Raw genomic sequence first — 25,867 nt, forward strand, 5'->3', positions numbered from 1 at the left:
AAACAAGGAAGTCCCCCGTTCAATAAAACGGAGGACTTCCCTGATGTGGCTAAATTATATTTGGGTTTATTTGAGATAATCAAACATTTAAATTAGTTATCAATTAACTTTTTCTTCTGAGTCCAGCTCATTAAGCTTCTTAACTCAGCACCAACTTTCTCAAGCTGATGTTCCGATTCCATTCTTCTCTTTGCATTGAAGTTTGGACAACCAACTTGGTTCTCAAGTAGCCAGTTACGTGCAAATACACCTTCCTGAATATCTTTTAGAACCTGACGCATTGCATTCTTTGTATCCTCTGTGATAATCTTTGGTCCGGTTATGTAATCACCGTACTCCGCAGTATTAGAGATCGAATATCTCATCCCTGCAAATCCACTCTCATTGATTAAGTCAACAATTAACTTCATCTCATGGATACATTCAAAATAAGCACTCTCTGGCTCATATCCAGCTTCAACAAGTACTTCAAATCCACACTTCATTAATGCTGTAACACCACCACAAAGAACTGCCTGCTCACCAAAAAGGTCTGTTTCAGTTTCTTCACGGAATGTTGTCTCAAGAACACCTGCTCTAGCTCCACCGATTGCAAGTGCATATGCAAGACCTAAATCATGTGCCTTACCTGTTGCATCCTGATGAACAGCGATTAAGCAAGGTACACCCTGACCTTCCTGATACTGACTTCTTACGGTATGACCAGGACCCTTTGGTGCAATCATTAAAACATCGACATCTTTAGGAGGAATGATTTGACCAAAATGAATTGCAAAACCATGAGCAAACATAAGTGCATTTCCTGCTTCTAAGTTTGGCTCAATAGACTCTTTATACATCTTAGCTTGCTTCTCATCATTGATAAGAATCATAATTACATCAGCCTTCTTTGCTGCCTCTGCTGCTGTATATACTTCAAAGCCTGCTGCTTCCGCTTTAGCCCATGACTTACTTCCTTCATATAAGCCAATCACTACATGAACACCAGATTCCTTCATGTTAAGTGCATGCGCATGTCCTTGGCTGCCGTAACCAATGACAGCTACTGTTTTTCCCTCAAGTAGAGAAAGGTTACAATCCTGTTGGTAATAAATCTTTGCCATTCTTTTATCCTCCTAATAAAATTACTTTTTTCTATGTTCAACCTGTAAAGTACTCTAACTAAACAAGTAGCATACTTAATTATACGTAATCAGCGATATCACCGGAACCTCTAGGCAATCCTGTAATTCCTGTTCTTACGATTTCTAAAATCTTAAATCCATCTAATAGATTAATAAATGCATCAATCTTTGCCTGATTTCCCGTTAATTCAATCATTAGAGATTCTTTGGCTACATCAACAATCTTAGCTCGGAAAATATCTGCTACCGCAATAACATCTTTGCGTTCTGATTCTCCTGCTTGAACTTTTACTAAAATGAGTTCACGGCAAACGGACTCTTCACTATGTAGTTCTTTTATCTCTACAATATCCTCAAGCTTTTGAAGTTGATTTCTAATCTGCTCTAAGATTTGTTCTTCCCCGTTTACAACGACTGTCATCCTAGAAAATGCAGGATTCTCAGTTTCACCAACGGTTAGACTATCAATATTATACCCTCTTCTACTAAAGAGCCCAGACACACGGCTAAGTACACCTGCAGTGTTTTCTACCAAAATAGATAAAACCATCTTTCTCATAAGATACTCCACTTCCGGATTCGCAGTCTTACCCGCTTTCCAAATTTTAAATTTACTAATTATTGTAGCAACAGTAAATCGCTTTGTCAAGCTAAAGTACTATAGTTTTAGTATATTTTTCAGTCATATTATAACATTTAGTTATATCTTAGTACCCAGTTCGAATAATAGATTTACACAGTGCTCATTGGTTAGCTTTCTTGTACCATTACGGTAATCTTACCGTGATGGTAGCTAATTTTTACATAATCTTATTCAAAATAGAAAAGTTCTTCAAATTTTTTATCCAGTGCAATACAAAGGATTAGCGCAAGTTTAGCAGTTGGATTAAATTGGCCAATCTCAATAGAACTTATTGTATTACGTGATACACCAACCATTCCCGCTAAGTCACTTTGAGACAAACTTTTTTCTGCTCGAGCTACTTTTAATCTGTTTTTTAGTATAAGTTTTTCTTCCATAGCCACTACCTCAATGTGGTCAATATATAGTTGACTACGGAGAGAATTGATGCAATGCTTCCGGCAATCGCTGTGACAAGATACGCTTTACTCCTTACAAAACGGTACTTTCCATATGCTTCAGCGGCCATGAATACCCAAAACAGTGAAGATATCGCATGGTATGTACCGGTTTCACCAAAAAACAAGTTGAATATCGCAAGAAACACAAATAAGAGCACGAATGCCAAAAACCCAATTTTGCGCCCCTGATTTTCGGCAAACTCCAATCCCTCGTCTTTATGAGACTGTCTGCTTTTTTCTAAAATGTCTTCTTTTTTCATAACTAAATTCCTTTCAATGTATTGATGTTGTTTTGACAAGTTTACTTGTTAAAATCAATATATCACTACCAAGTTTACTTGTCAATGATGTGAGCTAAATTTACTGCATCATCCAGTGTGACTACCGTTTCCCCCTCATACAATCCGTAATAATCCACTTTGTAGCCTGTTTCTTTTAATCCCTTTATAATTTTCTCTAACATGCTCTTACCTCCGTTCTATTTTCAGCAAAAAAACTACCAACTAAATATTGATAGTTGGCAGGATAATATAGTTAATATAATAATTATGTGGGATATATACTGAAAAATATATAATTTTACAAAACAAAAAAAACTCCTTAAAGGAGTTTTTTAAGCTAGTACTTTAAGTGCTTGTACACTCGATTTCACATATTTAATACTGTAGGCAAATACCTTTAGGATTTATATCAGAGAATAACAACACTTTTCCATAAGAACTATAACCACCTGCGGATATTAAATCCACTTCGCTAATAATTTCCTCATGACAGAATATAACAACATATTCTTCTTCATTTATTTTGATTCTAACCGCTTCTGCCATCTCGTCAGTTAAGGTTTTCCCGCTCTTTTCTAGTGAAACAGGAATTTGCTCTACTAAAACATCTTGATTATTGCCCTTCTCCTGAGTAGAAATCACTGTAATCATTGAGGTACTTCCTGTTTCCTCCATAGAAACTAAAACATGATTACAAGGTTTTAAGCTGTTATATTCTGCTGACCATTCTTTTTTAGACAGTGTGGTTTGTCCATGAAGGAAAAAGCATTTTGCATTAACCTTTTCTCCCTCAAAGGTTACTTTATTCTCTTCAGGAATCATCTTTCCATCACCAGAGAAATGCCAATTCTGAGCATATCTATGTGTACCCTTACCATAGCATTCATCCATTATTACATAGATGCCTGGCTTAATATAAACTACTTTTCTGGATATAAAGATTCCTTTCTCTATATAACCTAAATGTGCACCGGATACAAAATCTGCAGTTTCAGTAAAACGGTATTCTCCCTTTATCGGTAGAGCCATCTTTTCATAGCCCCAACTGTTCGCACAGATAGAAAATTCTTCTTCATCAACACAAATGGTATTGTGGGCAGAAGGACTCTTAAAATCTCTTCTTATTTTTGAATCTACATAAGTATAACGACCTGTATCAATTAATATATCTTCCCCATGGGAAAATAAATCAATATGCAATAAGTCTCCATGCCCATGTCCACTTCCCATACATCCACAATGGAATCTTAGATAATCTGCATTCTTGTCATATCCGCTTCTTAACATATAATTTCCACTATCCGCTAAGGCATAGGAGGTTTCTTTTGGTGTTAAGGCTTCTAACTTCTCATAGAACAAATAGTCCTCTATCCCAAGATTCCATATATTTTCTTCCCTAAATCTAGAGTCTGATAAAAACTTTAATCTACCGTCATTATAAAAACATGCTCCATGTGCCAATAAATCTCCGGCATCGATATCATCACTGTCAGACTGGCAAGGAATGTTCCCGTTTGGCTTACACCACATGGCTAGTGCATATAACATTTTCTCTACTTTTTTACTCATTTGCTCTGGTATCTGAATTCCAAAGCGTTTCATATGTTCTATACTGTCTATACTGCAATGTAATACTTCTCCATGGTACATTGGGCTTTGTTCCCACTGTGTACCGTCTTCAAAGATCTGTAAATTCAGTTCCTCTTCTAATCTTTGTACCGCTTCTTTTACCCAATCATTCTTTTCAAAATATATACCTACAAGCAAAAGTCCATGATTTTGTAGAATTCCCCAGTTACTTAACCTGTGGAAGACTCCGTTTACAGACATAAGATATTCTCCATGTAAGAAAAGTACTTTTTCAAATTCATCCCAGAAGCTTTCCGGTATCTTACTGCAATCTGCAAAAAGCATCATACTCTTTAGCCAATTTTCACACCGTATTCCTGCTTCAATACTTCTCCAGGTATTTTGCTTACTTCCCTCAGTAAGTGGTACCCGTTCCATCCAGTCTCTTGCCAACTCCATGAATTTCTCGGCATATTTATCATTTTTCGTACAGTTCCATGCCTTTGCTAGATTTACAAAACAAGTATGACGGTTTAAAGCAAACGTCCATTCCGGATCACCAAAAGGAATGAAGTCCCATTCCACATTGCTGTTAAAAGTAACTGGTTCGTTTGTTCTCTCCATTTCCCAGTGTTCTCTAAATACAAAGGTATTCTCACATACTAAATCAGCCTGTTCCCTTAGCTCTTTCTCACCTAACTTAAAGTTCTCTTTAAATAATTCTGCGGCTTTTTCTATATCTTTACCACACCAGAATCTTTGTAATTTCTCTCTTTTCATATTGGCTCCTTCATATCCCCTTACCATTGTGTACTTTATTTTAATACAACCTTTAATACGGTATCTGCTTCAACGGGAAGTGGATATGTAAAATTCCCATTAACACCCAAAGTAATGAATTGGGTATCCGGATTCTTTCTTGGTCCAAGTGCCGTAGATGCATCCTTTGCAACACTTCCGTCCCATAAAACCCTTATACTCTCAATCTGCTCTTTTGCAACTCCTGTAATTGGGATTGGTCCAATTGGTGCTTCCATAATATGTGCATATAAAATATTTTCTTTCTGCGTATAACGTCCCCATTCTGGTCTCGGCAACTTCGATCCTTCACAGCCATAGATGCTTTCTCCATTCATTTTCATCCATTCACCGATCTGTTTTAAGACCTCTGCCTGTTCTTTTGGAATTCTTCCATGTGCATCCGGTCCCACATTTAGAATCAGATTACCACTTTTTGATACGCATTCCACCAATTTATGAATTAAAAATACTGCTGATTTATAATTTTTATCACTTGATACATAGCCCCATGAATCGTTTATGGTAGTACATAATTCCCATACAACACGCTCACCGATTTTATTATGAAGCTCACTCGTTGGCATACATTGTTCCGGACTTGCAAAATCTCCAGAGATAGCACTTGGTTTCCCTTCCATAATAGAACCATGACTACTACCACCGCCTTCTAATCGGTCATTCACTAATACCTCTGGCTGTAATCTTCTTACCATCTCCATAAGTTCGGTTGCTTTCCATTTTTCACCCTTCATTTCCCCATAAGAGAAATCAAACCATAACAAATCCAGCTTTCCATAATTACTGCAAAGCTCCTCGATCTGTCCGTGCATGTAATTTAAGTAATTATCCCAGTCATACTTATCTTCTTTATAACTATCATTCTCACGCATCGGATGGAACATATCATTATATTTTGGATAATCTGGGTGATGCCAGTCTACAAGAGAATAATAAATTCCTACTTTTAATCCTGCTTCACGAACCGCTTCTACATATTCTTTGATCAAGTCTTTTCCTGCTTTTGTATTGGTAGATTTATAATCTGTATACTGACTGTCAAACAAGCAAAAACCATCATGATGTTTTGCTGTTAGAACAATATATTTCATACCTGCTTCTTTGGCAAGTTGTGCCCATTGCCTTGGATTGAATTCCTGAGGATCAAACTCATTGAAATATTTTTCGTAATCTTTCGAATTTACTCTATCGAAGCTCCTATACCATTCTCCCTGACCGGGAATTGCATAAAGCCCCCAATGAATAAACATACCAAATCGAGCGTCACAAAACCAATCTGTTTTTTCTCTATTCATTCGTATAATCTCCTTTGATCTATTCATTTTCGCATAATTACGTTATCTTGTCTAAATATGATGAACTTTAGTTTTCTGCTGTTTCAGGTTCTTCAAATCCAATATCAGAAAGAAAGTATGCATTGCTATTGGCATAGAGCCCATTCTCATCTTTACATTCTACGCGGATATAATTTTCGTTCCCATCTAGAGTAAATCTTGCTTCTGTAAGAGTTTCTCCCGGCATGGCAACTTTACGATAACATCTGGTAGCATCCATCATTACATAGATCTTTTGAACAGGCCCGGTTTTCACTACCAGTTCATTTCCTTCAATATAAAGTTCTTTTATCTCCGGTCCCATGGAACTGTAGAAATGACCTTTCATCATGGAATCAACTATGGCGGAATAAGTAAGTTCTTCTGCTTTTATCATAGTAAATCCACCAAAGGAATCACATAGTGGGTTATCAAAAGGATATCCGTTATGATTGTCATCTGTTGCCAAACACCATAATCTGTTACCTAAGCGAAGCATCTCATCATAGGACTGTGGGTTATAACCGTATAATCCATCATGCTCACAACCATGATTGTAGATTTCCATAGCAAATAGCCCTTTTAGTCCTTTATAATCATCATAATTTTGTAATGACCAGTAAGGGTGGTTGTAACATGCTATAAATCCTAATTCTTTCATCTCTTCCAGATACTGATTAATATAATCAAAATCTCTATAGCGTCGTTCCGGGCAAATCCCCTTTTCTTTTCTTTCTCTTTCATACTCAGGTTTTGTATCATATAAGTTAATATGATAGGTCTTATCTTTCGGACTCAGTCTCTCTGAACTTACTTCATTCATATCTACTTCTAGCGCTGCAAGAGCTAGGAATTCTTCATCATTTAATTCTTCATGGTTTTTGTATATTCTATGATCGGTAAATGCCATAACCTGATACCCATGTTTTTTGTATATCTCCTTGGACTCTTTTGGCTTTAATTTTCCATCTGATACAACTGTATGGCTGTGAAGGTTAGCCTTATAAAAATTTCCTGTCTCAGGCAATAAATAAACTCTAATATTCATATTATCCTCGATTCTAGCGCTTTAGCGCCTCGTCAAAGCGGATATTCGCACTTGTCTACAGGCAAGCTTTTCCGCTTACGCTACTTGCTCATAACCTCATTGCCACTACGTGGCATTTCATTGTCAATTTACAACTGTTTGCTTAATTTCAATTTTGTGTGAATTTTCTCCAGTATGTTTTTCCAACCATGCACACCAACATTCCTGCAACAGCTATGATAGCCCAAACAAAAATCGTTTTATCCCATCCAATTAATTCAGACAGAACTCCAATTCCGTATGTAGATACTGCTCCACCTACATAAGCTGAGGAGTTTAGAATTCCAGAAGCAGTAGAAGATTTTCCATATGGTGCAAAATATATAGGTACCATACTGACTAACATCGTATTCACTGCCATCATTGCAGTTGTTGCCACACCAAATAAAATCAATACAATGATAACTGATCCGCCAGAATAAAGTCTAAGTATGAAAAGCATTACTGCACATATTGCAAAAAAGGAAGCGGAAGTAGTAATTTCATTTCTAAAAATTTTCTTATTTACAAAGGATGCTAGATACACACCGCTTAAATTAAAAATTGGTATAATTGTTGTACTTATAATGGAAACTACGGATTCCATATGGAACTCTTCCCGAATATAAGTAGGAATCCAGGTGGTTACTCCATCCTTTAAAATTCCTTGAAACATCAGTCCAAAACATAGAAATACCATACCGGAAGCTAAAATCAATTTTCCCATAGAGGAATTTTGTTGTTTTATATTGTTTGAAACAGATACGACATCCTCTAATACGCCATTCTTTTCTATATCTTTTTCTATTTTACGGCTTCCAATAAACCAAATTGCCCCAATGGCTGCCAGACACAGAGAAGAGAAGAAAAACATCGTTCTCCAGTGGAATTTCCACACTACAAATGCAGTTATCCCATATGTTGCAAAAGTACCGATAGGAACACTACTGTTAATGTTAATACAGAATGTTTTTTGACGGTTTTTTGGAATCCAGTCAGAAAATATTTTAATAATCGGAGACCAAATCAAGGATTGAAGCAAACCATTCATACACCATGCTGCTACCATCTGCCAGATGCTAGTGGATAGTCCCATTGCCACATTACAGATTCCGGATCCTAATACCCCTACTAAAATCATCTTATGAGGCTTTAGATTATCTCCCAGGATTCCACTGATCAGCTGTCCAAATCCATAGGAAAAAAAGAATGCAGTTCCTATTAATCCCGCTGCCCCTTTATCAAATCCTTCTGCTCTAATGATCTCTGTTAAACTGGCTGAATAATTAAGTCTCCCTAGATAAGTGGAAAAATAAACGATCCAGCATAACCAGAATAACATGGATTGCATTTTTTTTGATTGAATCTTTTTTTTCTGTATAATATTATCCAAGTTAAAGTTCTCCTACTCTGTTGTAAATTCTACCGGTAGATCTTCTAAGAAGTATGCATTCGAATTAGCAAAATTTCCTTTTTCAGTGCGGCAAGCTACACGTATAAAGCCTTCCCTTCCGGTCAGTGTAAATCTTGCCGCTTTTATTCTTTCTCCCGGAGGAGCTACCTTCATATAACAATTCTTTCCTTCCATCTTTACATAAATCTTTTGAACCGGACTTGTCTCTACTACCAATTCATTGCCTTCTATATACAGTGAATTTATTACAGGACCCATGGAACTGTAGAAATCTCCTTTTTCCAGCGCATTCATTACGGCTGGATAAGTAAGCTCCTTGGCCTTAATCATGGTAAATCCTCCAAAGGAATCGCACAACGGATGACCAATAGGATATTCATTATGATTGTCATCAGTGGCTAGACAAAAGATTTTCTTCCCGCTTCTTAACATTTCATCGTAGGCTTGTGGATTGTAGCCATACAACCCATCAAGTTCACAACCATGATTATAGATCTCCATAGCAAAAAGTCCATCAAGTTTCGCATATTCATCATAATTTTGCATAGACCAATAAGGATGATTATAACTTGCTAAGAATCCAAGTTTTTTCATTTTCTTTATATATGCATTCACATAAGAAAAATCATAATTCCAATAATCTGCTGCACAATATTTTGCTTTCTCCTCTGGCATTTCATCAGGATTGGTATCGTAGAAATTAATATGAAACATTCTGGTTCTAATTCTTTCCTTGCCTGGACGTATTTCATTAATATCTGTTTCTACACCAGCTAGTGAAAGAAAATCCTGTGAATTTAATTCAGGATGAGGACAATATTTTTTGTGATCTGTAAATGCCACAATCTGGTATCCATTCTTTTGATATTCTTCTTTTACCTGCTCCGGTGTCAGCTTTCCGTCTGAAATTGTTGTATGGCAATGCATATTTGCTTTATAAAAATTCCCTTCTTTGGGAAGTAAATAAATTCGTTCCTTCATTTTTTCTTCACCTGCTTTTCTTATAAGTCAAAGCGGATACTCGGAATCCGCCTCGCTACTTCCTAATTATATACTATGTCAGTATCCTAAAGAAAGCGCTGCCAAATGCTCTGGCAGCGCTTTCTTATCTCAGTCTAGATTAAATTTCACTTTTCATAGTGATGAGAAATACCTTATTATTTCTCACTTGCCTCTTTAATCGCTTCATTTGCTCTGTCCTGAATAGATTTCATGGTATCTTCCAGTGACTTTTGTCCCTGTCCATATAATTGGCCTTCTTCAGTGTAAATCTGACCGATTGTTGTATCCGCAGTACCCATAATCTTTTCACTTAGGTATAATCTGCTGTTATCAAACCAACCCTTCATAAAATCATCTACTGTTAAATTGTCATCTTTAAATCTTGGAAGTAAGCTGGACTCAATATATGTTTTTGCCTCATCTTCTGTAAGAATCTTAGCTGGAACACGTCCATAACCTAAAGTATATTTATATTCACAAATTGTTTTAATCGCTTCAAATGCAGCTTCTTTATTCTTAGATGTCTTTGGAATAGCATAACAACTTGTAATTGTTAAAGAAGAAGCATCAGAACCTTCTGGATAAGGCATTGGAAGGATTCCTAATTCCCAATCTCTTGGGTATTTTGTTTTATCGGATAATGCACTTGCTACCCATCCACCATATACATACATACCGATATTTCCATTTACCATGAAGGAGTTATATGGATATGTTCCGGAAGCTAAATCGATGCAGCTTGGTTGAATCTTAAGATCATTTCCTAAACCAAAGAACCATTTTGCAGCATCAGCGTATGCAGGATCATCAAAATTAGCTGTACCATCTGCTTTATATGCAGAAACACCCTTTTGTGTAGCTAGCATATAGTTACATGCAACGTCATCACTCATAAAGGAACCCCAGATATTTTTCTCAGGATTGTTAAGTTTTTTTGCTGTCTCAACATATTTTTCCCAAGTCCAACCTTCTGCTGTTGGATATGGAATATTAGCATCATCAAAGATTTTCTTATTATAATAAGTTAACCAAATATCCTTTTCTGCAGGCATTGCGTAAGATTTATTATCATCAAATTTTACAATTTTGTCACCATAGATAGCTGACATATCGTAGTTATCTGCTTTTGCAAGATCATCAATTGACTCTAATACAGCAGCTTTGTAGAACTCTTCTAACTGAAGTGGAGTTCTACCGATGATATCGATAGCTTCTCCAGCCATTAAGCTTACAAGAACCTTGTCCATTTCTCCTGCTTTTGATGTAGGAGTGATATAAAATTCTACGTTTATACCGGTTTTTTCTTTGATTAATTCAACCATCTCTTTTGTTTCAGAACCAGTTGCAGCGTTATCTGTTAACGCCCACTTTACAGTCACACCATCAAATGGTTTATCACTGTTTGGCTTTTGGGAAGATTCGGTACCTTCAGTACCTGTTGGTGTATTACCATTTGAGTTGCCTTTTGTATTATCGGATTTTCCGCATCCGGCAGTACTTAAAACCATTACTGTAGCCAAGCTTAACGCAAAGCCACGTTTTAATGCTGTTTTTAATCTCATGTTTGTTACCCTCCTTTTGTTTATAACCCTATTATAGCTAACCTTTTATCTAGTTTATATAGGTTGTATTTTGAATTTATGTGTTATTCTTATCATTCTGTCGATATTTTAAAAGAAAAACCATCTTTTTTTATTCATATATACCAATAAAAGAAAGAGTAGGTTCGATCCTGGAATCTAAAATTCGTATAATCAGTACATCCGATTCTATCTGAGGAAAACGGGCAATTTTCTTATAACCAACAGTAGTTCCCTTATATATGTTGATAAGATTCCCATTTATCATAGTCAAAATCTCAAAGACTTCAATTCTCTGACTCTTTAATATGTTCTCTTTTAAAATAACTGCTGAAATCTTTTGTGGAACAGGAAAAGAAATCTTAAACTCAGCCTGTGGACCTATTCCTTGATAGTAAGTTTCATAGTCATCCTTTTGTACACAATCTACTGCATTCCATTCATTTTCTTCTATTACCAGAATTGCAGCTTTTTCTGTCAGGTTTTTACCATATCTTTTTTCTATTTCCTCACCAAGCTCCTGTAGCCTTGATACGTCAGTCTCATGGATCAGCCCATTTGGTGTAGGTGGAATATTTAAAAGCAGTGTTGTATTACCACCTACAGATTTTTCGTAGATACTTAGAAGATTTTCAAGAGAACGAACCTTATCATCCTCTTCAGGATGATAAAACCAGCCCGGTCTTATGGACACATCCACCTCTGCCGGATACCAAATCAAGTTCTGTTCCTGTGCTAAACGCTCTCTACTTCCTAAATCCTGCTCCATACTGCTTATTACTCTCTGCCGAAAAGAAGGATCATCCGCATGCTGACTTAAGGCTGCCACACGTTCTGCTACAGATAAGTCTGCTGGTACAACACTCCATTCACTGTCACGCGTATCACCAGCCTCATTGCCACACCAGCGAACATCAGGACCGCTTATGGTAATACAAGCCTCTGGCATATATTTTCTTATGGTATCATAATAGCGCTGCCAATCATAAGCTTGTTTTTTACCATTTGGGCCTTCTCCGCAGGCTCCGTCAAACCACACGCTAAAAATATCTCCATATCCGGTAAGAAGCTCAGTAAGCTGTGCTATAAAATAGTCATCATATGCTTTTCCTTGTCCATAGGTTTCCTGATTACGGTCCCAAGGTGAGAGGTAGATACCAAATTTCAGACCAGCTTCCCTACAAGCATCTGCTACTTCTTTTACAATATCTGCTTCTCCGTTCTGGTAAGGGCTATATTTGACAGAATGTTTTGTATATTTACTAGGCCATAGACAAAACCCGTCATGGTGCTTACAGGTAAGGATTGCTCCTTTCATCCCCGCAGCCTTTATCGCTTGTACCCATTGATTGGCATCCATTAGAGTGGGATTAAATATTTCCGGTGATTCTGTTCCGTGTCCCCATTCTTCCCCGGTAAAGGTATTTACCGTAAAATGAAAGAATGCATAGAATTCTGTCTTTTGCATCCTAATCTGCCTGTTAGACGGAACAATTTTTATAAGTCTTTCATCTAATTGTTTCATTTTGCTAGCCCCTTTTCTACCAATAAACTTCCCACTGTGTAGTCAGGCGTACAAGTGCTTCCATGTAAAAGTAATCTCCCCACAATGTACACTCATCAACACCGCTATCCTTTACTGAGTTATAAGGAGAACTTTTTGCATAAGTGGAATGAAGTAATATTCCGTTCGTATCTTCACTGGAGCGATATAAACAGTACTTTGTCACCGCCTTTAATAAACGTTTTGCCAGCTTAGTATAACTCTTTGCTTCCTCTGGTTCTAGATATTTTGCCATTTCAAGCATTCCACAAGCAGCTATAGCCGCAGAAGAAGAATCTCTTGACTCCGTACTGCCATCTGTAAAATCAAAATCCCAGTAAGGTACCAAATCATTAGGTAAATGCTCTACAAAACATGCTGTAATCTTTCGAAAACTTTCAATATACATTGGATCCGGACAATATTTATAAGCAATTGCTGAACCATAGATTCCCCATGACTGACCTCTTGCCCATATAGAACCATCTCTATATCCCTGTGCTGTAACTCCACGTACCGGAGCCCCTGTTTCTGGGTCAAAATAATAGGTATGGTATGTAGAGGAATCTTCACGGACTACATAGTTCATGCTAGTTTTAATATGGCGAAGTGCAGTTTCGCGGTATTTTGAATCCTTTGTTTCCTCTGACGCCCAAAATAACAATGGCATATTTAAAAGACAATCAATAATTAACCTATATTCCTTAGGTTCACCTAATTTCCCCCACGCCTGAAAGAATTCTCCCTTTTCCTGAAACCGTCCCATCAAATTATCTGCTGCCATTAGAGCAGTTTCTCTTGCTAGCTTATCCCCTGTTAGTTTATAGGCCGCAACACAGGAAGGGGTATACAAAAATCCCATATCGTGATGATCTACTACAATTCTTTTTATTAAGCGTTCCTGAAAGCTTGGCACCTGGTGAAGGGCAGCTTCCTTAAAAGCCCCCTCCTTTGTCTGTTCATATGCTAGCCACAGCTGACCGGTCCAAAATCCATTGGTCCAGTCATCATTTTCTGTAGCAGGATAGATCTGATTGGTGCTGTTCGCCGCAGGAAAACTATCGTAAAATTCTGGAATATTAAGTTTAACCTGAGCAATCGCATGATCTAGCGCGTCACGCGCTTCCTCTATTGTGATTACCTCATAGTTTTTAAGTGTTTCCATTGTCTGCATAATGATAAGGGGCTCCTTTCCTTACGTCCCAAAATCCTTGTAGATGCAGTGTGAGATTTAGAAGTTATTATGCACGGTATTTTCATGCCTTAGAACTTCTTTTCACACTTACACCTTTAGTAAGGTATCCTATTCTTCTGAAAAAGTAAACCACAGAATGTCATTTGCCTTTAATTTCATACTGTATTCTCTGCCCATTCCATCATATATCAAGGTTTCCTGAGGTTCATAAGTATTATTGACAATACAATATTTCTTAGTTGCAGGATAATAATTTACTTCTACATTATAGTTACTGCTATACCATTTCTTCATCTCCTGCTCCATACCTGCAGCCCAGAATATAGCACGGTAAAGCATTCTGGAGTTTTCAAAGGAATAAGGAATTCCACTTATATAAACACTTCTTCCATCACCAAATTGGTTTATAGCCATCTGAACATCTTGTCCATTCTTGCGTAATATTTCTGCTCCATTAAGAGCATAGATATTCTTCATGCCTTCACCGAAATTAATATTCTCGCTCAATTCCTCAGTAATAAAGTGGCTGTGCTCCTCCCAATTGTATTTATCTGTTGACATGGAGAATCCAATTTCTTTATTTACACCCAGTACATTTGCCAAGGTAAAATATCTACCCTGATGTTCACATGCAGATGGTTCACCAACTCCAATAAATCCGCCACCCTCAGCTACGAAAGCCTTTACTGCGCTGCTAACCTTCTCATTTGTCCAATAAGCACCGCCGCTAGGTGCGGTATAAGCATCACCTACGTTAATTACTACCTTGCATTCTTTTAAGATATCCGGATTCTTAATCACATCTTCAAAACTTATAAATTCCACGTCAAAAGGCATACCACTTAAAGCTTCAAGCACACCGGCATAGGAGTAAGTCTGCTTATAATCAATCGCGTGAGCCACCATATGAGTTCCCCAAGAACGTACCTTGCCCCAGGAATTTAAAACTCCTACTTTAAAATGGCTGTATGGACTTTGTCCTCCCATATTATCATAAAGAAGACGGAATTCATCACACACTTCTTCAATATATTGGATAAAATCAGGGAAATCCAATGCAATCTTTAAATAACCGCCGTATCCTATTCGATCCACTGGTTTTCTTAAGATAGCACGTCTTGCAGTTACCCAATTTACCTTTGCCTCTTTAATAGGATCGCCACCTTCATGGAATACATCTGGGAAGAAGTAAGGAAGAAAACGTCCTTCTGTATATTTTACTCCAGGAATATCAGAAATTAAGCGAAGTGTTGTTCCGTTTCCTACACTTCCTACTACTGCATCGAGTCCCACATGTTTAAAATATTCGCCGAATGGTTCCGTTCCAATCCAATGATCCCCTAAGAACATCATGGCTTCCTTGTCGCTATCATGGCAGATGTCCACGAGAACTTTCATAAGCTTAGCTACTTCTCTTTGCTGGAACTCATGAAAATCTCTGAATTCTTTAGAAGGTACACGGTTCGTATTGTTATGGTATCCCTGGTCAATAATATATTCCGGACGGAACTTATAACCAACCTCTTTCTCAAATTGTTCTAAAATATATGGGCTGACACTGGCACTATAACCAAACCAGTCTACGAACTTCTCCTTAGCAAATTCATTAAATACCAAAGTGAACTGATGGAAAAACGTTGTAAAACGTACTACATCACTGTCCGGATTTTCCTTCATCCAACGTTTTAGCTTTTCAATTACATATTGTTTCGTTTTAGGTTGACGTACATCATAAGTTATCTGATGTTCTACATCCTGCCAGTCATTTGTAATAAAATTATACATATGTACTGGATCCCAGATGATAAATGCAAGGAAACTTACCGTATAATCATGAAAATGCACTGAGTTTAGAATAATTACCTCTTGATTCTTCTCATCGTATTCCCAAGCATTAGGAGCTAATGGCTCTCCTGTAGTACGGTCTACCACTTCCCACCAGCGCTTAATATCATGAATCGTGTTTGGCTTTAATTGCTCTTTATATAAATGCTTCATCAGAGGAATACGAAGTTCTCCCTGTGACATTGCTGTGTAAAATTCAGTCATTAAATATACCTGTTGAACTTCATCCGGATTAGCGTTTGCCCACGCATTATCCTTTCTTGTTGTATAATAGGTGGAATAAATCTTTACAGGCATTTTTTTTAGTTCATCAGGCATATCTGTTCCATCGCAATCACGTAGAGCGTCAGCTCCCCATCTTTTCGCAATATCCTTGGTCTCCTGTATCATATCCACATCAGTAGGAACCGTAACTCTTCCTGTTAATTTTTCACTCATCGTATCTTTCCTTTCTTTAACCTGATTATTTTATATGATTTTATACTCTTTAACTCTAAATATAATAATTTGTAAAACTTTATTTTATGAGAACCCCTTCTCCGAAAATTTTAATTATGAAAAAAATAGCCTCCGGAATACTGAAGCAGATTGCATAATAAATTTATTACAATCCCTGTTAGAGACCGGAAGCTTTATTGTTATTGCCTTAACCTTCAAGCATCATCCTTTCACCGCGGAAGAAGTGACACCTTCGATGAAGAACTTCTGGCAGAATAGGAATGCAATCAGAATTGGTAAAAGTACAACGGTTGCTGCAGCCATCTGAGTACCATAATCCTGAATCATACCCGATGAGAATAATTTAACTCCAACTGATAACATCTGTTTATCCATAGTGGATATGTACAGATACGGGCCCATGTAATCATTCCAAGACCATGTGAAAGAGAACAGCGCCATGGTTGCAATCGCTGGTTTTGCTAATGGGAAAATAATTCTCCAGTAAATACGGAAATGGTCACATCCATCAATTTTTGCCGCTTCACTAATGGAATCCGGAATTGAAATAAATGACTGACGTAGCAAAAACACAAAATATACATCCACACAACTTGGTAAAATCAACGCCCACATAGTGTCAAGAATATGCAAATTCTTGAATATCATGTATCTTGGTATAATCATAATATCGCTTGGTATCATCATAGCTGACAATAAGATAAGGAATATAATATCTTTGCCCTTAAATTTTATCTTTGCAAAGCCGTATGCTGTAAAGCTAACAAAGAAAATTTTAATTAAAATCGTAAGACCTGTCATAACAATAGTATTTAAATACCATTTCTGAAAGTTGTAGATCCCATTTGTAAATAATGCTTTAAAGTTCATTAAAGTTGGATTATCTGATATCAATTTCCATGGGAATTTCATAACTTCTCCACTAACTTTAAAAGAAGAAGAAATCATGAATATAAATGGAAAGTTGGCTATTAATCCGATAAGTAAAATGAAAATCGTTAATACTAATTTTGAAACTTTATTTTTTTTCTGCATTGACTGTTCCTCCTTAATAATTCACCCATTTTTTCTGTCCACGCCATTGAATAAGAGTTACAATCATAACGATCACAAACATAATAAGAGCCATTGCACTTGCCTGACTGGTTTCAAATTTCGTAAATGCCGTACGGACAATATTTACAGACATAACTGTAGTTGCTTGTCCCGGACCGCCTTCGGTAAGTGCCTGAATACAGGTAAAGTTTTGGAAAGAACCAATAATTGAGCTAATTGCCAAGAAGAATGTCGTTGGTGAAATCATTGGTATAATGACCTTTTTGATTCTCTGCCATTTTGATGCTCCGTCTATCTGTGCTGCCTCTACCAGTTCAGCAGGTACTTCCTGCAGTGCACCAAGATAAACCACCATGTTTAGTCCCACACCCTTCCATACGGAGATTACCGCTACGGTAGGAAGAGCCAACTTTAAATCTTGTAAAAGTAGCGGAGGATTGAACCCCATATTTCTTAAAGCTACAATAATTGGACTGTTATTTCCCAGTAAAACCTTGAAAATGACTGCTACTGCTACCATGTTGGATACATACGGCATAAATACTAGAGAGCGGGTTGTATTTTTCAGAAATACACCTTTGTTCAAAATAAATGCCAATAAAAATCCCACTACCATAATTAACGGTACATAAACCAGCGAGTATTGAAAGGTTCTAAGAAGTGACGCCATAATTTCTTTATTCTTGAATATTTTAATGAAATTCTGGAACCCTACAAATTTCAGGTTGTCAAGTCTGGTGATATATTTCACGTTTAAAAACGACATCACAATTGCCATTACAAAAGGAATACCTGTAAATATAGTGAAAAATATTAAATATGGAGATATAAACATCCATCCATACCTATTTTCTTTCTTTTGTTCTTTCGAACTTTTTATCCTTCCTTTTGGTGCTGATGCTTTTTTCATTTTCATAAGCCTGTCTCTCACTTTCTATTTTAGCTAGGAAGAGTCATTCAATATGAGCTTTCCTTTCTTCTATTTTACCGTATCTTTTGTGTATAACCCATATGTCGTTTTTTATATTCATTGGCTAATTTCGTTATTTTGAACAAAAAAGAAAAGAAATCAGACAATTTTATGCCTAATTTCTTTTCCTGCTCTTACTTTATTCGCTTATTTTCTTTAAGATTACCATGTTCATCAACATCATCTCTGGTTATCTTTGGAATCCGTATGACAGTTAAAGTTCCCACATCTTTTTTACTGTATATAGAAACCGCATGATCAACTCCAAAGTACAGCTTTATTCTCATTTCTACACTGTGGAGCCCGATACCGGTACTACGGCGATTTCTCTCTTGTTCTGCCTTCTCTGTCCTTCCAAAGCGGATTTGATTCCTTATTTCCTTTAATTTCTCTTTGTCCATTCCACGCCCGTTATCCATCACTTTTATGGTAACCCAACCATCTTTCTCTTTAATGGTTAACCGGATTAACATCGGGTGTTTTAATCCCGTCATACCGTAGAGGAAAGAATTTTCTACCACAGGTTGTAGTAATATTTTTAAAGAATACAATTCATGTATCTGCTGCATATCTGTACGGAGGTCAATTTCAAAATCATCCTTATAACGGTTTTTTTGAATCTTTACAAAGGCCATAAGATGCTCTATTTCATGCTCCATTAAGACAATAACCTGTCCCCCGCTTATTGACAGACGATACATTCTTCCAAGGGATGCAGCCATACGACCGATGTCTGGTCTGCCAGCATCATTGGATATCCACACAATATTTTCAAGTGTATTATATAGAAAATGAGGGTTAATCTGGCTCATTAACACTTCAAGTTCCAGTTCTTTTTTCTTACGTTCTGCTTTTAGATCTTCTATAATATAGGTATTAATCCGCTCTAGCATAGAATTGTAATAGCGTATCATATCACCCATTTCATTTTTCTGCTTCACATCAATATAAGCGTTTAGATTACCGCCATACACTTCTTTCATCGAAGTATTAAGCTCACCGATGGGATCCATAAAGCTCTTATATAAATGTAATATCATGATAGCGCAAAGTCCGACGCAAGCCAGCATAACGACGAAAATCCTGTAGAATAACACATCCACCTCTCTGGTAACCGCTTTTACAGGAATTATCATAACTGTCATCCAGTCATTTACTTCAGATACTTTTACATTTATTAATTTACTTCCAGAAGCGTCCCGAATCTCCTGTGAGTCTTTGGTACGATGTAATATCATATCTTTAATTTCTTTTGGAATTACTCCAGCTTTTACAACTTCTTCATTACTAGAGGAAATCAAACTTCCATCTCCTGTAATAATATAGATATCTCCAGGAATAGATTCCGCAAGTTTATCATACTGTTCGTATAAGTCTTTTTCTTTTAAGGCGAATAACTGCACATATTTATATTTACCTTGTTTCCATGAATATATCCTGCGGACGCCCATAACAGCCTTCTTCTCACGAATCCCCTCCGGATAGTCACTCAAAAGAAAATTATCTTGTACCGGAAACCAGCGAAACTTCATTAAAAGGTCAGGGTCTTCAATCTTCATCTCCTGTAATTTCTCTATAACTTCATTCGTATCTTTATTCGGATCCAGAAAATTAAATAGCTCCCCTTTATAGGTGTATATTGCACTGATTCTTACCCTCGTATCTAAGATATCATAGGCTGAAAATATGTTACTGTAAATACTCACAATATCCAGTTTCTTATATATTTGCTCTTGCGGTGAATATTTCTTTTCAATATATTTATCCAGCTGGTTATTTGCCGCAAAATTATCAGAAACACTATAAATATCCGAAAGTTTAGCATCTATTTTATTCGCAATTTCAGTAACTCTGCTTTGAGTAGTACGCATATATTCCTGTTTCATAACCTTTTGTGTATTCCAGAATAATATAGTAATAACTATCATAACCGGAATCAAGACCTGCAAGATACCAAATAGCATCTTGCCTTTTAGACCCCAATTCCGTTTCATTTTCAATTTTTTTATTTTAATTACTTTCATGATGTTTTGCAGTGCTTCCACCTCCTTTTAGGAGGATACCTCCTGCTTGGAGGATATTACGATATTCTTTTGGGCTCATACCATATTTTTTCTTAAATAACTTAATATAGTTTGATACATCAGCCCATCCCATTTCCTCAGAAATCTCATATATTTTAAGTGCCGGATCAGCCAAAAGCTTCTGACTTTTTTCCAATCTTTTTGATATAATATAATCACTAAAATTACATCCGAATTCATTTTTAAATATTTTAGAAATATACGCCGTATTCTTATACAGCTTTGTGCCAACGTACTCCAGTGAAATCTGATTGGAATCATATTCTGCATCCACAATTTCCTTTATCTGACTAGCAAGGCTACTTCTGCTTTTCCACTCACCCTTCATACGAGCACTTTCTTTAGAAACTTCCTGTAGAATTTTTAATAGAAACTCTTTTTTCCCCTCCAAACTATTGAACGAATATATGCACGTGTATGTGTAATCCATCTTCTTCATAACCTTCTCAAGCTGAACACCATAACGCAACAATTCACGGGATAGATTAAACATTAACTCAAGACTTAGACGGTTAATACAATCATAGTCAAGTATTACCTTTCCTCTAAATTCAGAGAAAATCTGTTCCAGTGTATCTTCTAATTCATTTTCCTGCTGTTCCAAAACTTCCCTAAGAATCTTCTCCACATCAAAGGAAATGGCATAATAATCAAAATCTGCTTCCTGCATTTCTTTATAGAACATAATCAGGCTTTTGGCTTCACTATAGATTTTCTGGCTAACACAACATTTTGCCTGTTCGTAACACTGAGGAAGCATCTGAAAATCCATATAAAAATTACTAATACCTACATATGCACTGATATTACCTTCTTCTAAGATCCATTCTAGCATCTTCCCTGCATAACCGCGCAGGACATCTTCCTCTGGCTCCTCCTCAGCACTTAAAATTCCGGTTATCTTTTCTTCATAATTCAAAATAAATTTTCCGGTAATATTTTCTTTGGAAGCATTTTTATTTAAAAGTTCCTCTATTTTAATTTGTTCCTGATAGAAGGCATTTTTATCTTTCGAATTCGGGACATCAAAACTAATCAGAATAACTCCAACCCAGTTTCTATCCTGCTTTAAGAATTCTTCTTCCATCTCTTCTTCGTTATAGCCATAGCCCTTTATTAAAGCATTAAACTTCTTTCTAAGCTTCAGGCTCTTACTTTCCTCATAAGCTTGTTTTAGCTCCAGTTCCTCTATTTTCTTTCTATTTTCTTCATCAAGTCTATCTTTCATTTTACGAAACATAACTTCGAATTCATCAAGGTCAGTAGGTTTTAATAAGTACTCCGAAACCTGGTTTTTAATGGACATCTGCATATATTCAAAATCATTATAGCCACTTAGGATAATGATTTTAATCTCGGGGTAATGCTGGTTTAAATGCTGCATCAACTCAATTCCATCCATTTCTGGCATTCGAATGTCTGAAATTATCACATGAGGCTTGTCCTTTTTTATTTGTTCAAGTGCCTCCAAACCATTTCCGCAGACACCGCTAATCATAAATCCCCATTCCCCCCAAGGAATACTGTTTGCGATTCCATATGCAATTGATTTTTCATCTTCCACCACCAGTAACTTATACATATCTTACCTCCATCTTGAATTCATTATATAACAAGCCATATTATTATCGCAAGCTTTTAAAACTTTACATAATATGAAATAGGTCCATAGAAGCAAAAGAGCGTCACCAGAAAGCTATTTAAGCTGTTTGGTGACGCTCCTATTCCTATAATTTATAAATTACTCATTTACATAATTAACAAGATAATCATATGCATTGTTAATTGCCGATAAGATTGCTTTTGTAGTTATCGTAGCACCAGAGATACCATCTACCTTAGTACCATCCACTACTTCTGGTTCTTTTTCTTCTTCTTTTTCAGGTTGTTCTGGTTCTGGTTCCGCTTCACCTGCAGACTGACGAAGTGCTTCTTCTACTTGGTTTACAAATTCCGAAATATCAATACTTACGGTTGCAATAACATCTGTCTTTCCGTTCTCATCTAAGGTAAGTCCAGCTGTTCCTTGATGCTCAATAACGTATTTTGCAAGTAACTGAGCCTGCTCATACCATGTTGCACCTTTTTCTGTCATCACATACTCACCGTTTTGTGACAGGATACTCTTTAATTTTCCATTCGCATCTTCACAATCCCAAACTACATCTGTAACTTTACCGCCAGCTACTGTTAAGGTTAATTTACTTACGTAACCGTTGTTTGCTTCAGGTGCTACGATTTCGAAAATGCCATCATTTAATTTAAATTCTTCTTTCACACCAGCAGCCTGACGAAGAGCTTCTTCTACCTGATCTACAAATTCATTGATAGAAATACTTACTGTAGCAACTACATCCGTCTTTCCACTTTCATCAAGAGTAAGACCAGCTGTTCCCTGATTTGCTATAACATACTGTGCAAGGGCCTGAGCTTGCTCATTCCATGTAGCACCTTTTTCTGTCATCACATACTCACCGTTTTGTGACTGGATACTCTTTAAGTTTCCATTTGCATCTTCACAGTCCCAAACAACATCCGTAATCTTACCACCAGCTACTGTTAAGCTTAATTTGCTTGTGTATCCGTTGTATGCTTCAGCTGCTACAATATCATAAGTACCATCATTTAATGCAACAGGCTGTGCAGATGCCTGACGAAGACAATCTTCTACCTGATCTACAAATTCCGTAATGTCAATACTTACACTTGCTACAACATCTGTCTTTCCACTCTCATCAAGAGTAAGACCAGTTGTACCTTGTTTCTCAATAACATACTGAGCTAGAGCCTGAGCTTGCTCATACCATGTAGCGCCTTTTTCTGTCATAACATATTCGCCATTTTGAGATAGAACACTCTTTAATTTTCCATCAGCGTCAGCGCAATCCCAAATTACGTCTGTAATCTTGCCACCGGAAACAGTCAATTTCACACTACTTGTATAGCCGTTATGAGCCTCTGTAGCTACTTTTTCATATGTTCCATCGTTTAATACCTGTGCACTTGAAGCGAGTGTTAAACACTCTTCCACCTGTGCTACAAAATCGCTGATAGAAATACTTACACTTGCTACAACGTCAGTTTTTCCACTCTCATCTATTGTTAGACCTGTTAATCCTTGATGTTCAATAACATACTGAGCTAAACTTTCAGCTTGCTCTGCCCAGTTCGGTCCTTTTTCTGTCATCACATATTCGCCATTTATTGCTTGAACGCTCTTTAAATTTCCATTCGCATCAACACAATCCCAAACTACTTCAGTGATTAATCCACCAGCTACTGTCATTGATACTTGGCTGGTATAACCATTGCTTGCTTCGTTTGCTTTTACTTCATATTTTCCATCTTTTAATGTAGAAGAAGTTGTAGCCATAGTTGTAACTTCTTTCACTTTAGAAGAAGCAGATGTTAAACTAACACCTGGAATGTATATTGGTAGCTTAGCACCCTTAAATTGGTCTAAGAATTCAGGCTGTGTCATTTTTGCACCAAACCCATCAGTCTCAGTATGGGATACCACTTCAATACCTGTAATTGTATCCTTTTCAGCGTTAAAGCTAATTGCTAACTCCATTGGAGTCTCACCGAAACCTTTGGATTCTACATTCACTGTATAACCGGTAACAGTTCCTGCTTTATCCTTTAATACTTGAACTTGTTTAATACCCATATCGGTTCCTTGTTGAACAATAGCTATTGCTCCTTCCGCTTCCTTGTTCAGATTATTTCTCACAACGACAGCAGTAATTAGCGCTGCAGCAGTAATTCCTGCTAATGCCGTAACGGCAATCCATCTCTTATTATTTCTCATAGATACATCCTCCACCAAAATTATGTTCTAATGATCGTATAAAGCAACGTTTGCGTAAGGGTTCCCCCCTCCTGCATTTTCCGAGCCATGAATGATAACTCTCCAAAATTATGAGAAAATATCACCTTGTTAATATAATAACATATAAATGTCAATGCGTAAATACTATATTTCTTAGATTTATATATATATTTCTTAGTTTTATACCTTGATTTGACTATAAAGCCACTAGTTATTTCTATATATAGATTGGTTTTTCCATTTTTTAAGCCCTTTTTTATAAAAAACGTAAAAAAATCAATATTATACTATAGAAAATTATCGTCAACCTTGACATTCTTAGAACAATCCCTTACAATAAATTTACTATTTTTAAGGAGTTTCTTTATGAGAAAATACCATACAATTAAGGTAATAAAACAAAAAAAAAATAAATCAGATCAAAATAATAAATCAAGTCAAAACAAGATAGCTTTCCTTGGAAGACGTACAGTCAGATGCTTAACGTTTATCACACTAAGTACCGTAATGTTAACTTTCATTGCTTGTTCCAAAAAATCACCCTCTATAGATTCATCAGAACCTACTCCTACCGTTAAGTTAAACGAGGATACTACTCCAATCTCGAAGAGTTCCTTCAAGTTAAATACCGTCGTGTCCATAACGTTATATGACAGTCAGGATGAGAGTATTATTGATGAAGCATTTCAGTTATGCGATTATTATGAGAATCTGTTAAGTCGAACAAAGAAAGAAAGTGAAATCTATCAGTTAAATGAAAAAGCTCATAATAGTTATACTGTTTCCGATGACACCAAAGAGCTCTTAACAAAAGGAATCCATTATAGTCAACTTTCTAATGGAGCTTTTGATTTAACGCTGGAACCACTCACAAGTCTCTGGAATTTTGGTTCAAGCGAGGAACGTCTTCCAAGTCAGGATGAAATTAAGGAAGCGTTAACTCATATTGGCTATCAGTACTTAACATTAGATGGCAATACAATAACTTTTGAGAAAGATGGTATGGGGATTGATTTAGGTGCCATCGCTAAAGGTTACATTGCTGATAAAATGAAAGAATTTTTAATTTCTAAAGGTGTCAATAGCGCTATTATTAATCTAGGTGGTAACATTTTGTGTGTTGGTGAAAAGCCAGATGGTTCTGCTTTTAAGGTTGGAATTCAAAAGCCATTTAAAGATAGAAACGAAACAATTGCAGTGGTAGAAATTCGTGACCTATCTGTTGTGTCATCCGGTATCTATGAACGTTTCTTTACCGTAGACGGTAAGAATTATCATCACATATTAAATCCAGCAACTGGATATCCTTACGAAAATGATCTTACCTCGGTAACAATCATCTCTAAAGAATCTGTGGATGGTGATGCGTTAAGTACCACTTGTTTTGCGCTAGGTTTAGAGAAAGGTATGAAATTGATTGAATCAATGCCTGATACCTATGCTGTATTCATAACATCTGATTATGAGCTACATTACACCAAAGGTTTTAAAGAAAATATTAAGATTGTAGAATAATAGGAATAACATTTTTACTTTCTTTGATACATTATGAAAAGGGACTTAAACGGTATCCAATTTTTGAACCGACCCCCAAAAGTTAGACCAAAAATCTAACGATTGGGAGGTCGGTTT

The 25,867-nt window shown here is 36.6% G+C and carries 20 protein-coding genes; 1 reads left to right on the top strand and 19 read right to left on the bottom strand.

Going from position 1 to position 25,867, the window contains the following annotated elements:
- Positions 1–92: 92 nt before the first annotated feature.
- The 19 genes from ilvC to RTP52_RS12170 all read right to left on the bottom strand — a co-directional run bounded on the left by ilvC (position 93) and on the right by RTP52_RS12170 (position 24,214).
- On the bottom strand, positions 93–1,103 hold the full coding sequence (gene ilvC, locus RTP52_RS12080) for a ketol-acid reductoisomerase (protein ID WP_312102075.1): 1,011 nt from the start codon (positions 1,101–1,103) through the stop codon (positions 93–95).
- Positions 1,104–1,182: 79 nt separating this feature from the next.
- A complete protein-coding gene (gene ilvN / locus RTP52_RS12085) occupies positions 1,183–1,683 on the bottom strand; it encodes an acetolactate synthase small subunit (protein WP_012201029.1) in 501 nt (166 codons plus the stop codon).
- 251 nt (positions 1,684–1,934) lie between these two features.
- Positions 1,935–2,144 (bottom strand): helix-turn-helix transcriptional regulator, encoded by a 210-nt coding sequence (locus tag RTP52_RS12090; RefSeq protein ID WP_312102083.1) that lies wholly within the window; start codon positions 2,142–2,144, stop codon positions 1,935–1,937.
- A 5-nt stretch (positions 2,145–2,149) separates the two neighbouring features.
- A complete protein-coding gene (locus tag RTP52_RS12095; RefSeq protein WP_312371599.1) occupies positions 2,150–2,467 on the bottom strand; it encodes a DUF6442 family protein in 318 nt (105 codons plus the stop codon).
- Positions 2,468–2,541: 74 nt separating this feature from the next.
- Positions 2,542–2,670, bottom strand: coding sequence for a hypothetical protein (locus tag RTP52_RS12100; RefSeq protein ID WP_312371601.1), 129 nt, complete (start codon positions 2,668–2,670; stop codon positions 2,542–2,544).
- A 193-nt stretch (positions 2,671–2,863) separates the two neighbouring features.
- Positions 2,864–4,837, bottom strand: coding sequence for an alginate lyase family protein (locus tag RTP52_RS12105; protein ID WP_312371603.1), 1,974 nt, complete (start codon positions 4,835–4,837; stop codon positions 2,864–2,866).
- Positions 4,838–4,872: 35 nt separating this feature from the next.
- A complete protein-coding gene (locus tag RTP52_RS12110) occupies positions 4,873–6,171 on the bottom strand; it encodes an alpha-L-fucosidase (RefSeq protein ID WP_312371604.1) in 1,299 nt (432 codons plus the stop codon).
- 67 nt (positions 6,172–6,238) lie between these two features.
- On the bottom strand, positions 6,239–7,237 hold the full coding sequence (locus RTP52_RS12115; protein ID WP_312371607.1) for a PHP domain-containing protein: 999 nt from the start codon (positions 7,235–7,237) through the stop codon (positions 6,239–6,241).
- A 148-nt stretch (positions 7,238–7,385) separates the two neighbouring features.
- Positions 7,386–8,648: an MFS transporter gene (locus RTP52_RS12120; protein WP_312371609.1), complete on the bottom strand. Its 1,263-nt coding sequence runs from the start codon at positions 8,646–8,648 to the stop codon at positions 7,386–7,388.
- A 12-nt stretch (positions 8,649–8,660) separates the two neighbouring features.
- Entirely contained in the window at positions 8,661–9,650 is a 990-nt protein-coding gene (locus RTP52_RS12125; protein ID WP_312371611.1) for a PHP domain-containing protein, read from the bottom strand.
- Between the two features lie 176 nt (positions 9,651–9,826).
- The gene (locus RTP52_RS12130) at positions 9,827–11,233 is read right to left on the bottom strand and encodes an ABC transporter substrate-binding protein (RefSeq protein WP_312105799.1); all 1,407 of its coding nucleotides are present in this window, start codon (positions 11,231–11,233) and stop codon (positions 9,827–9,829) included.
- Positions 11,234–11,363: 130 nt separating this feature from the next.
- Complete coding sequence (locus RTP52_RS12135) at positions 11,364–12,776, bottom strand: alpha-L-fucosidase (protein WP_312371613.1); 1,413 nt, start codon at positions 12,774–12,776, stop codon at positions 11,364–11,366.
- Positions 12,777–12,792: 16 nt separating this feature from the next.
- Positions 12,793–13,968 (bottom strand): glycoside hydrolase family 88 protein, encoded by a 1,176-nt coding sequence (locus tag RTP52_RS12140; protein ID WP_312371615.1) that lies wholly within the window; start codon positions 13,966–13,968, stop codon positions 12,793–12,795.
- A gap of 129 nt (positions 13,969–14,097) precedes the next feature.
- Positions 14,098–16,272, bottom strand: coding sequence for a 1,3-beta-galactosyl-N-acetylhexosamine phosphorylase (gene gnpA, locus RTP52_RS12145; protein WP_312371617.1), 2,175 nt, complete (start codon positions 16,270–16,272; stop codon positions 14,098–14,100).
- Between the two features lie 222 nt (positions 16,273–16,494).
- Positions 16,495–17,328 carry a carbohydrate ABC transporter permease gene (locus tag RTP52_RS12150; RefSeq protein WP_312371619.1) on the bottom strand — a complete coding sequence of 278 codons (834 nt, stop codon included), beginning with the start codon at positions 17,326–17,328 and terminating at the stop codon, positions 16,495–16,497.
- A gap of 13 nt (positions 17,329–17,341) precedes the next feature.
- Complete coding sequence (locus tag RTP52_RS12155; protein ID WP_312105804.1) at positions 17,342–18,265, bottom strand: carbohydrate ABC transporter permease; 924 nt, start codon at positions 18,263–18,265, stop codon at positions 17,342–17,344.
- A gap of 188 nt (positions 18,266–18,453) precedes the next feature.
- Complete coding sequence (locus RTP52_RS12160; RefSeq protein WP_312371622.1) at positions 18,454–20,343, bottom strand: sensor histidine kinase; 1,890 nt, start codon at positions 20,341–20,343, stop codon at positions 18,454–18,456.
- Positions 20,330–21,985, bottom strand: coding sequence for a response regulator transcription factor (locus RTP52_RS12165; RefSeq protein ID WP_312371625.1), 1,656 nt, complete (start codon positions 21,983–21,985; stop codon positions 20,330–20,332). Before RTP52_RS12165 ends, RTP52_RS12160 begins: the two co-directional genes overlap by 14 nt.
- Positions 21,986–22,144: 159 nt before the next feature.
- Positions 22,145–24,214, bottom strand: coding sequence for an FMN-binding protein (locus RTP52_RS12170; protein WP_312371628.1), 2,070 nt, complete (start codon positions 24,212–24,214; stop codon positions 22,145–22,147).
- A 387-nt stretch (positions 24,215–24,601) separates the two neighbouring features.
- Between RTP52_RS12170 and RTP52_RS12175 the strand changes: the two genes are divergently transcribed.
- Positions 24,602–25,750 carry an FAD:protein FMN transferase gene (locus RTP52_RS12175; RefSeq protein ID WP_312371631.1) on the top strand — a complete coding sequence of 383 codons (1,149 nt, stop codon included), beginning with the start codon at positions 24,602–24,604 and terminating at the stop codon, positions 25,748–25,750.
- Positions 25,751–25,867 lie beyond the last annotated feature (117 nt).

Origin of the sequence: Lachnoclostridium sp. (assembly GCF_031997925.1) — a bacterium.
GTDB lineage: Bacteria > Bacillota > Clostridia > Lachnospirales > Lachnospiraceae > Lachnoclostridium.

What these genes read in the sequence shown, in the direction of transcription:
- RTP52_RS12165 (WP_312371625.1), bottom strand. Translation starts at nt 21,985, where the DNA reads ATGTATAAGTTACTGGTGGTGGAAGATGAAAAATCAATTGCATATGGA.
- gnpA (WP_312371617.1), bottom strand. Translation starts at nt 16,272, where the DNA reads ATGAGTGAAAAATTAACAGGAAGAGTTACGGTTCCTACTGATGTGGAT.
- RTP52_RS12150 (WP_312371619.1), bottom strand. Translation starts at nt 17,328, where the DNA reads ATGCAGAAAAAAAATAAAGTTTCAAAATTAGTATTAACGATTTTCATT.
- ilvN (WP_012201029.1), bottom strand. Translation starts at nt 1,683, where the DNA reads ATGAGAAAGATGGTTTTATCTATTTTGGTAGAAAACACTGCAGGTGTA.
- RTP52_RS12175 (WP_312371631.1), top strand. Translation starts at nt 24,602, where the DNA reads ATGAGAAAATACCATACAATTAAGGTAATAAAACAAAAAAAAAATAAA.
- RTP52_RS12155 (WP_312105804.1), bottom strand. Translation starts at nt 18,265, where the DNA reads ATGAAAATGAAAAAAGCATCAGCACCAAAAGGAAGGATAAAAAGTTCG.
- RTP52_RS12125 (WP_312371611.1), bottom strand. Translation starts at nt 9,650, where the DNA reads ATGAAGGAACGAATTTATTTACTTCCCAAAGAAGGGAATTTTTATAAA.
- RTP52_RS12160 (WP_312371622.1), bottom strand. Translation starts at nt 20,343, where the DNA reads ATGAAAGTAATTAAAATAAAAAAATTGAAAATGAAACGGAATTGGGGT.
- RTP52_RS12100 (WP_312371601.1), bottom strand. Translation starts at nt 2,670, where the DNA reads ATGTTAGAGAAAATTATAAAGGGATTAAAAGAAACAGGCTACAAAGTG.
- RTP52_RS12095 (WP_312371599.1), bottom strand. Translation starts at nt 2,467, where the DNA reads ATGAAAAAAGAAGACATTTTAGAAAAAAGCAGACAGTCTCATAAAGAC.
- RTP52_RS12135 (WP_312371613.1), bottom strand. Translation starts at nt 12,776, where the DNA reads ATGAAACAATTAGATGAAAGACTTATAAAAATTGTTCCGTCTAACAGG.
- RTP52_RS12090 (WP_312102083.1), bottom strand. Translation starts at nt 2,144, where the DNA reads ATGGAAGAAAAACTTATACTAAAAAACAGATTAAAAGTAGCTCGAGCA.
- RTP52_RS12105 (WP_312371603.1), bottom strand. Translation starts at nt 4,837, where the DNA reads ATGAAAAGAGAGAAATTACAAAGATTCTGGTGTGGTAAAGATATAGAA.
- RTP52_RS12115 (WP_312371607.1), bottom strand. Translation starts at nt 7,237, where the DNA reads ATGAATATTAGAGTTTATTTATTGCCTGAGACAGGAAATTTTTATAAG.
- RTP52_RS12110 (WP_312371604.1), bottom strand. Translation starts at nt 6,171, where the DNA reads ATGAATAGAGAAAAAACAGATTGGTTTTGTGACGCTCGATTTGGTATG.
- ilvC (WP_312102075.1), bottom strand. Translation starts at nt 1,103, where the DNA reads ATGGCAAAGATTTATTACCAACAGGATTGTAACCTTTCTCTACTTGAG.
- RTP52_RS12140 (WP_312371615.1), bottom strand. Translation starts at nt 13,968, where the DNA reads ATGCAGACAATGGAAACACTTAAAAACTATGAGGTAATCACAATAGAG.
- RTP52_RS12170 (WP_312371628.1), bottom strand. Translation starts at nt 24,214, where the DNA reads ATGAGAAATAATAAGAGATGGATTGCCGTTACGGCATTAGCAGGAATT.
- RTP52_RS12130 (WP_312105799.1), bottom strand. Translation starts at nt 11,233, where the DNA reads ATGAGATTAAAAACAGCATTAAAACGTGGCTTTGCGTTAAGCTTGGCT.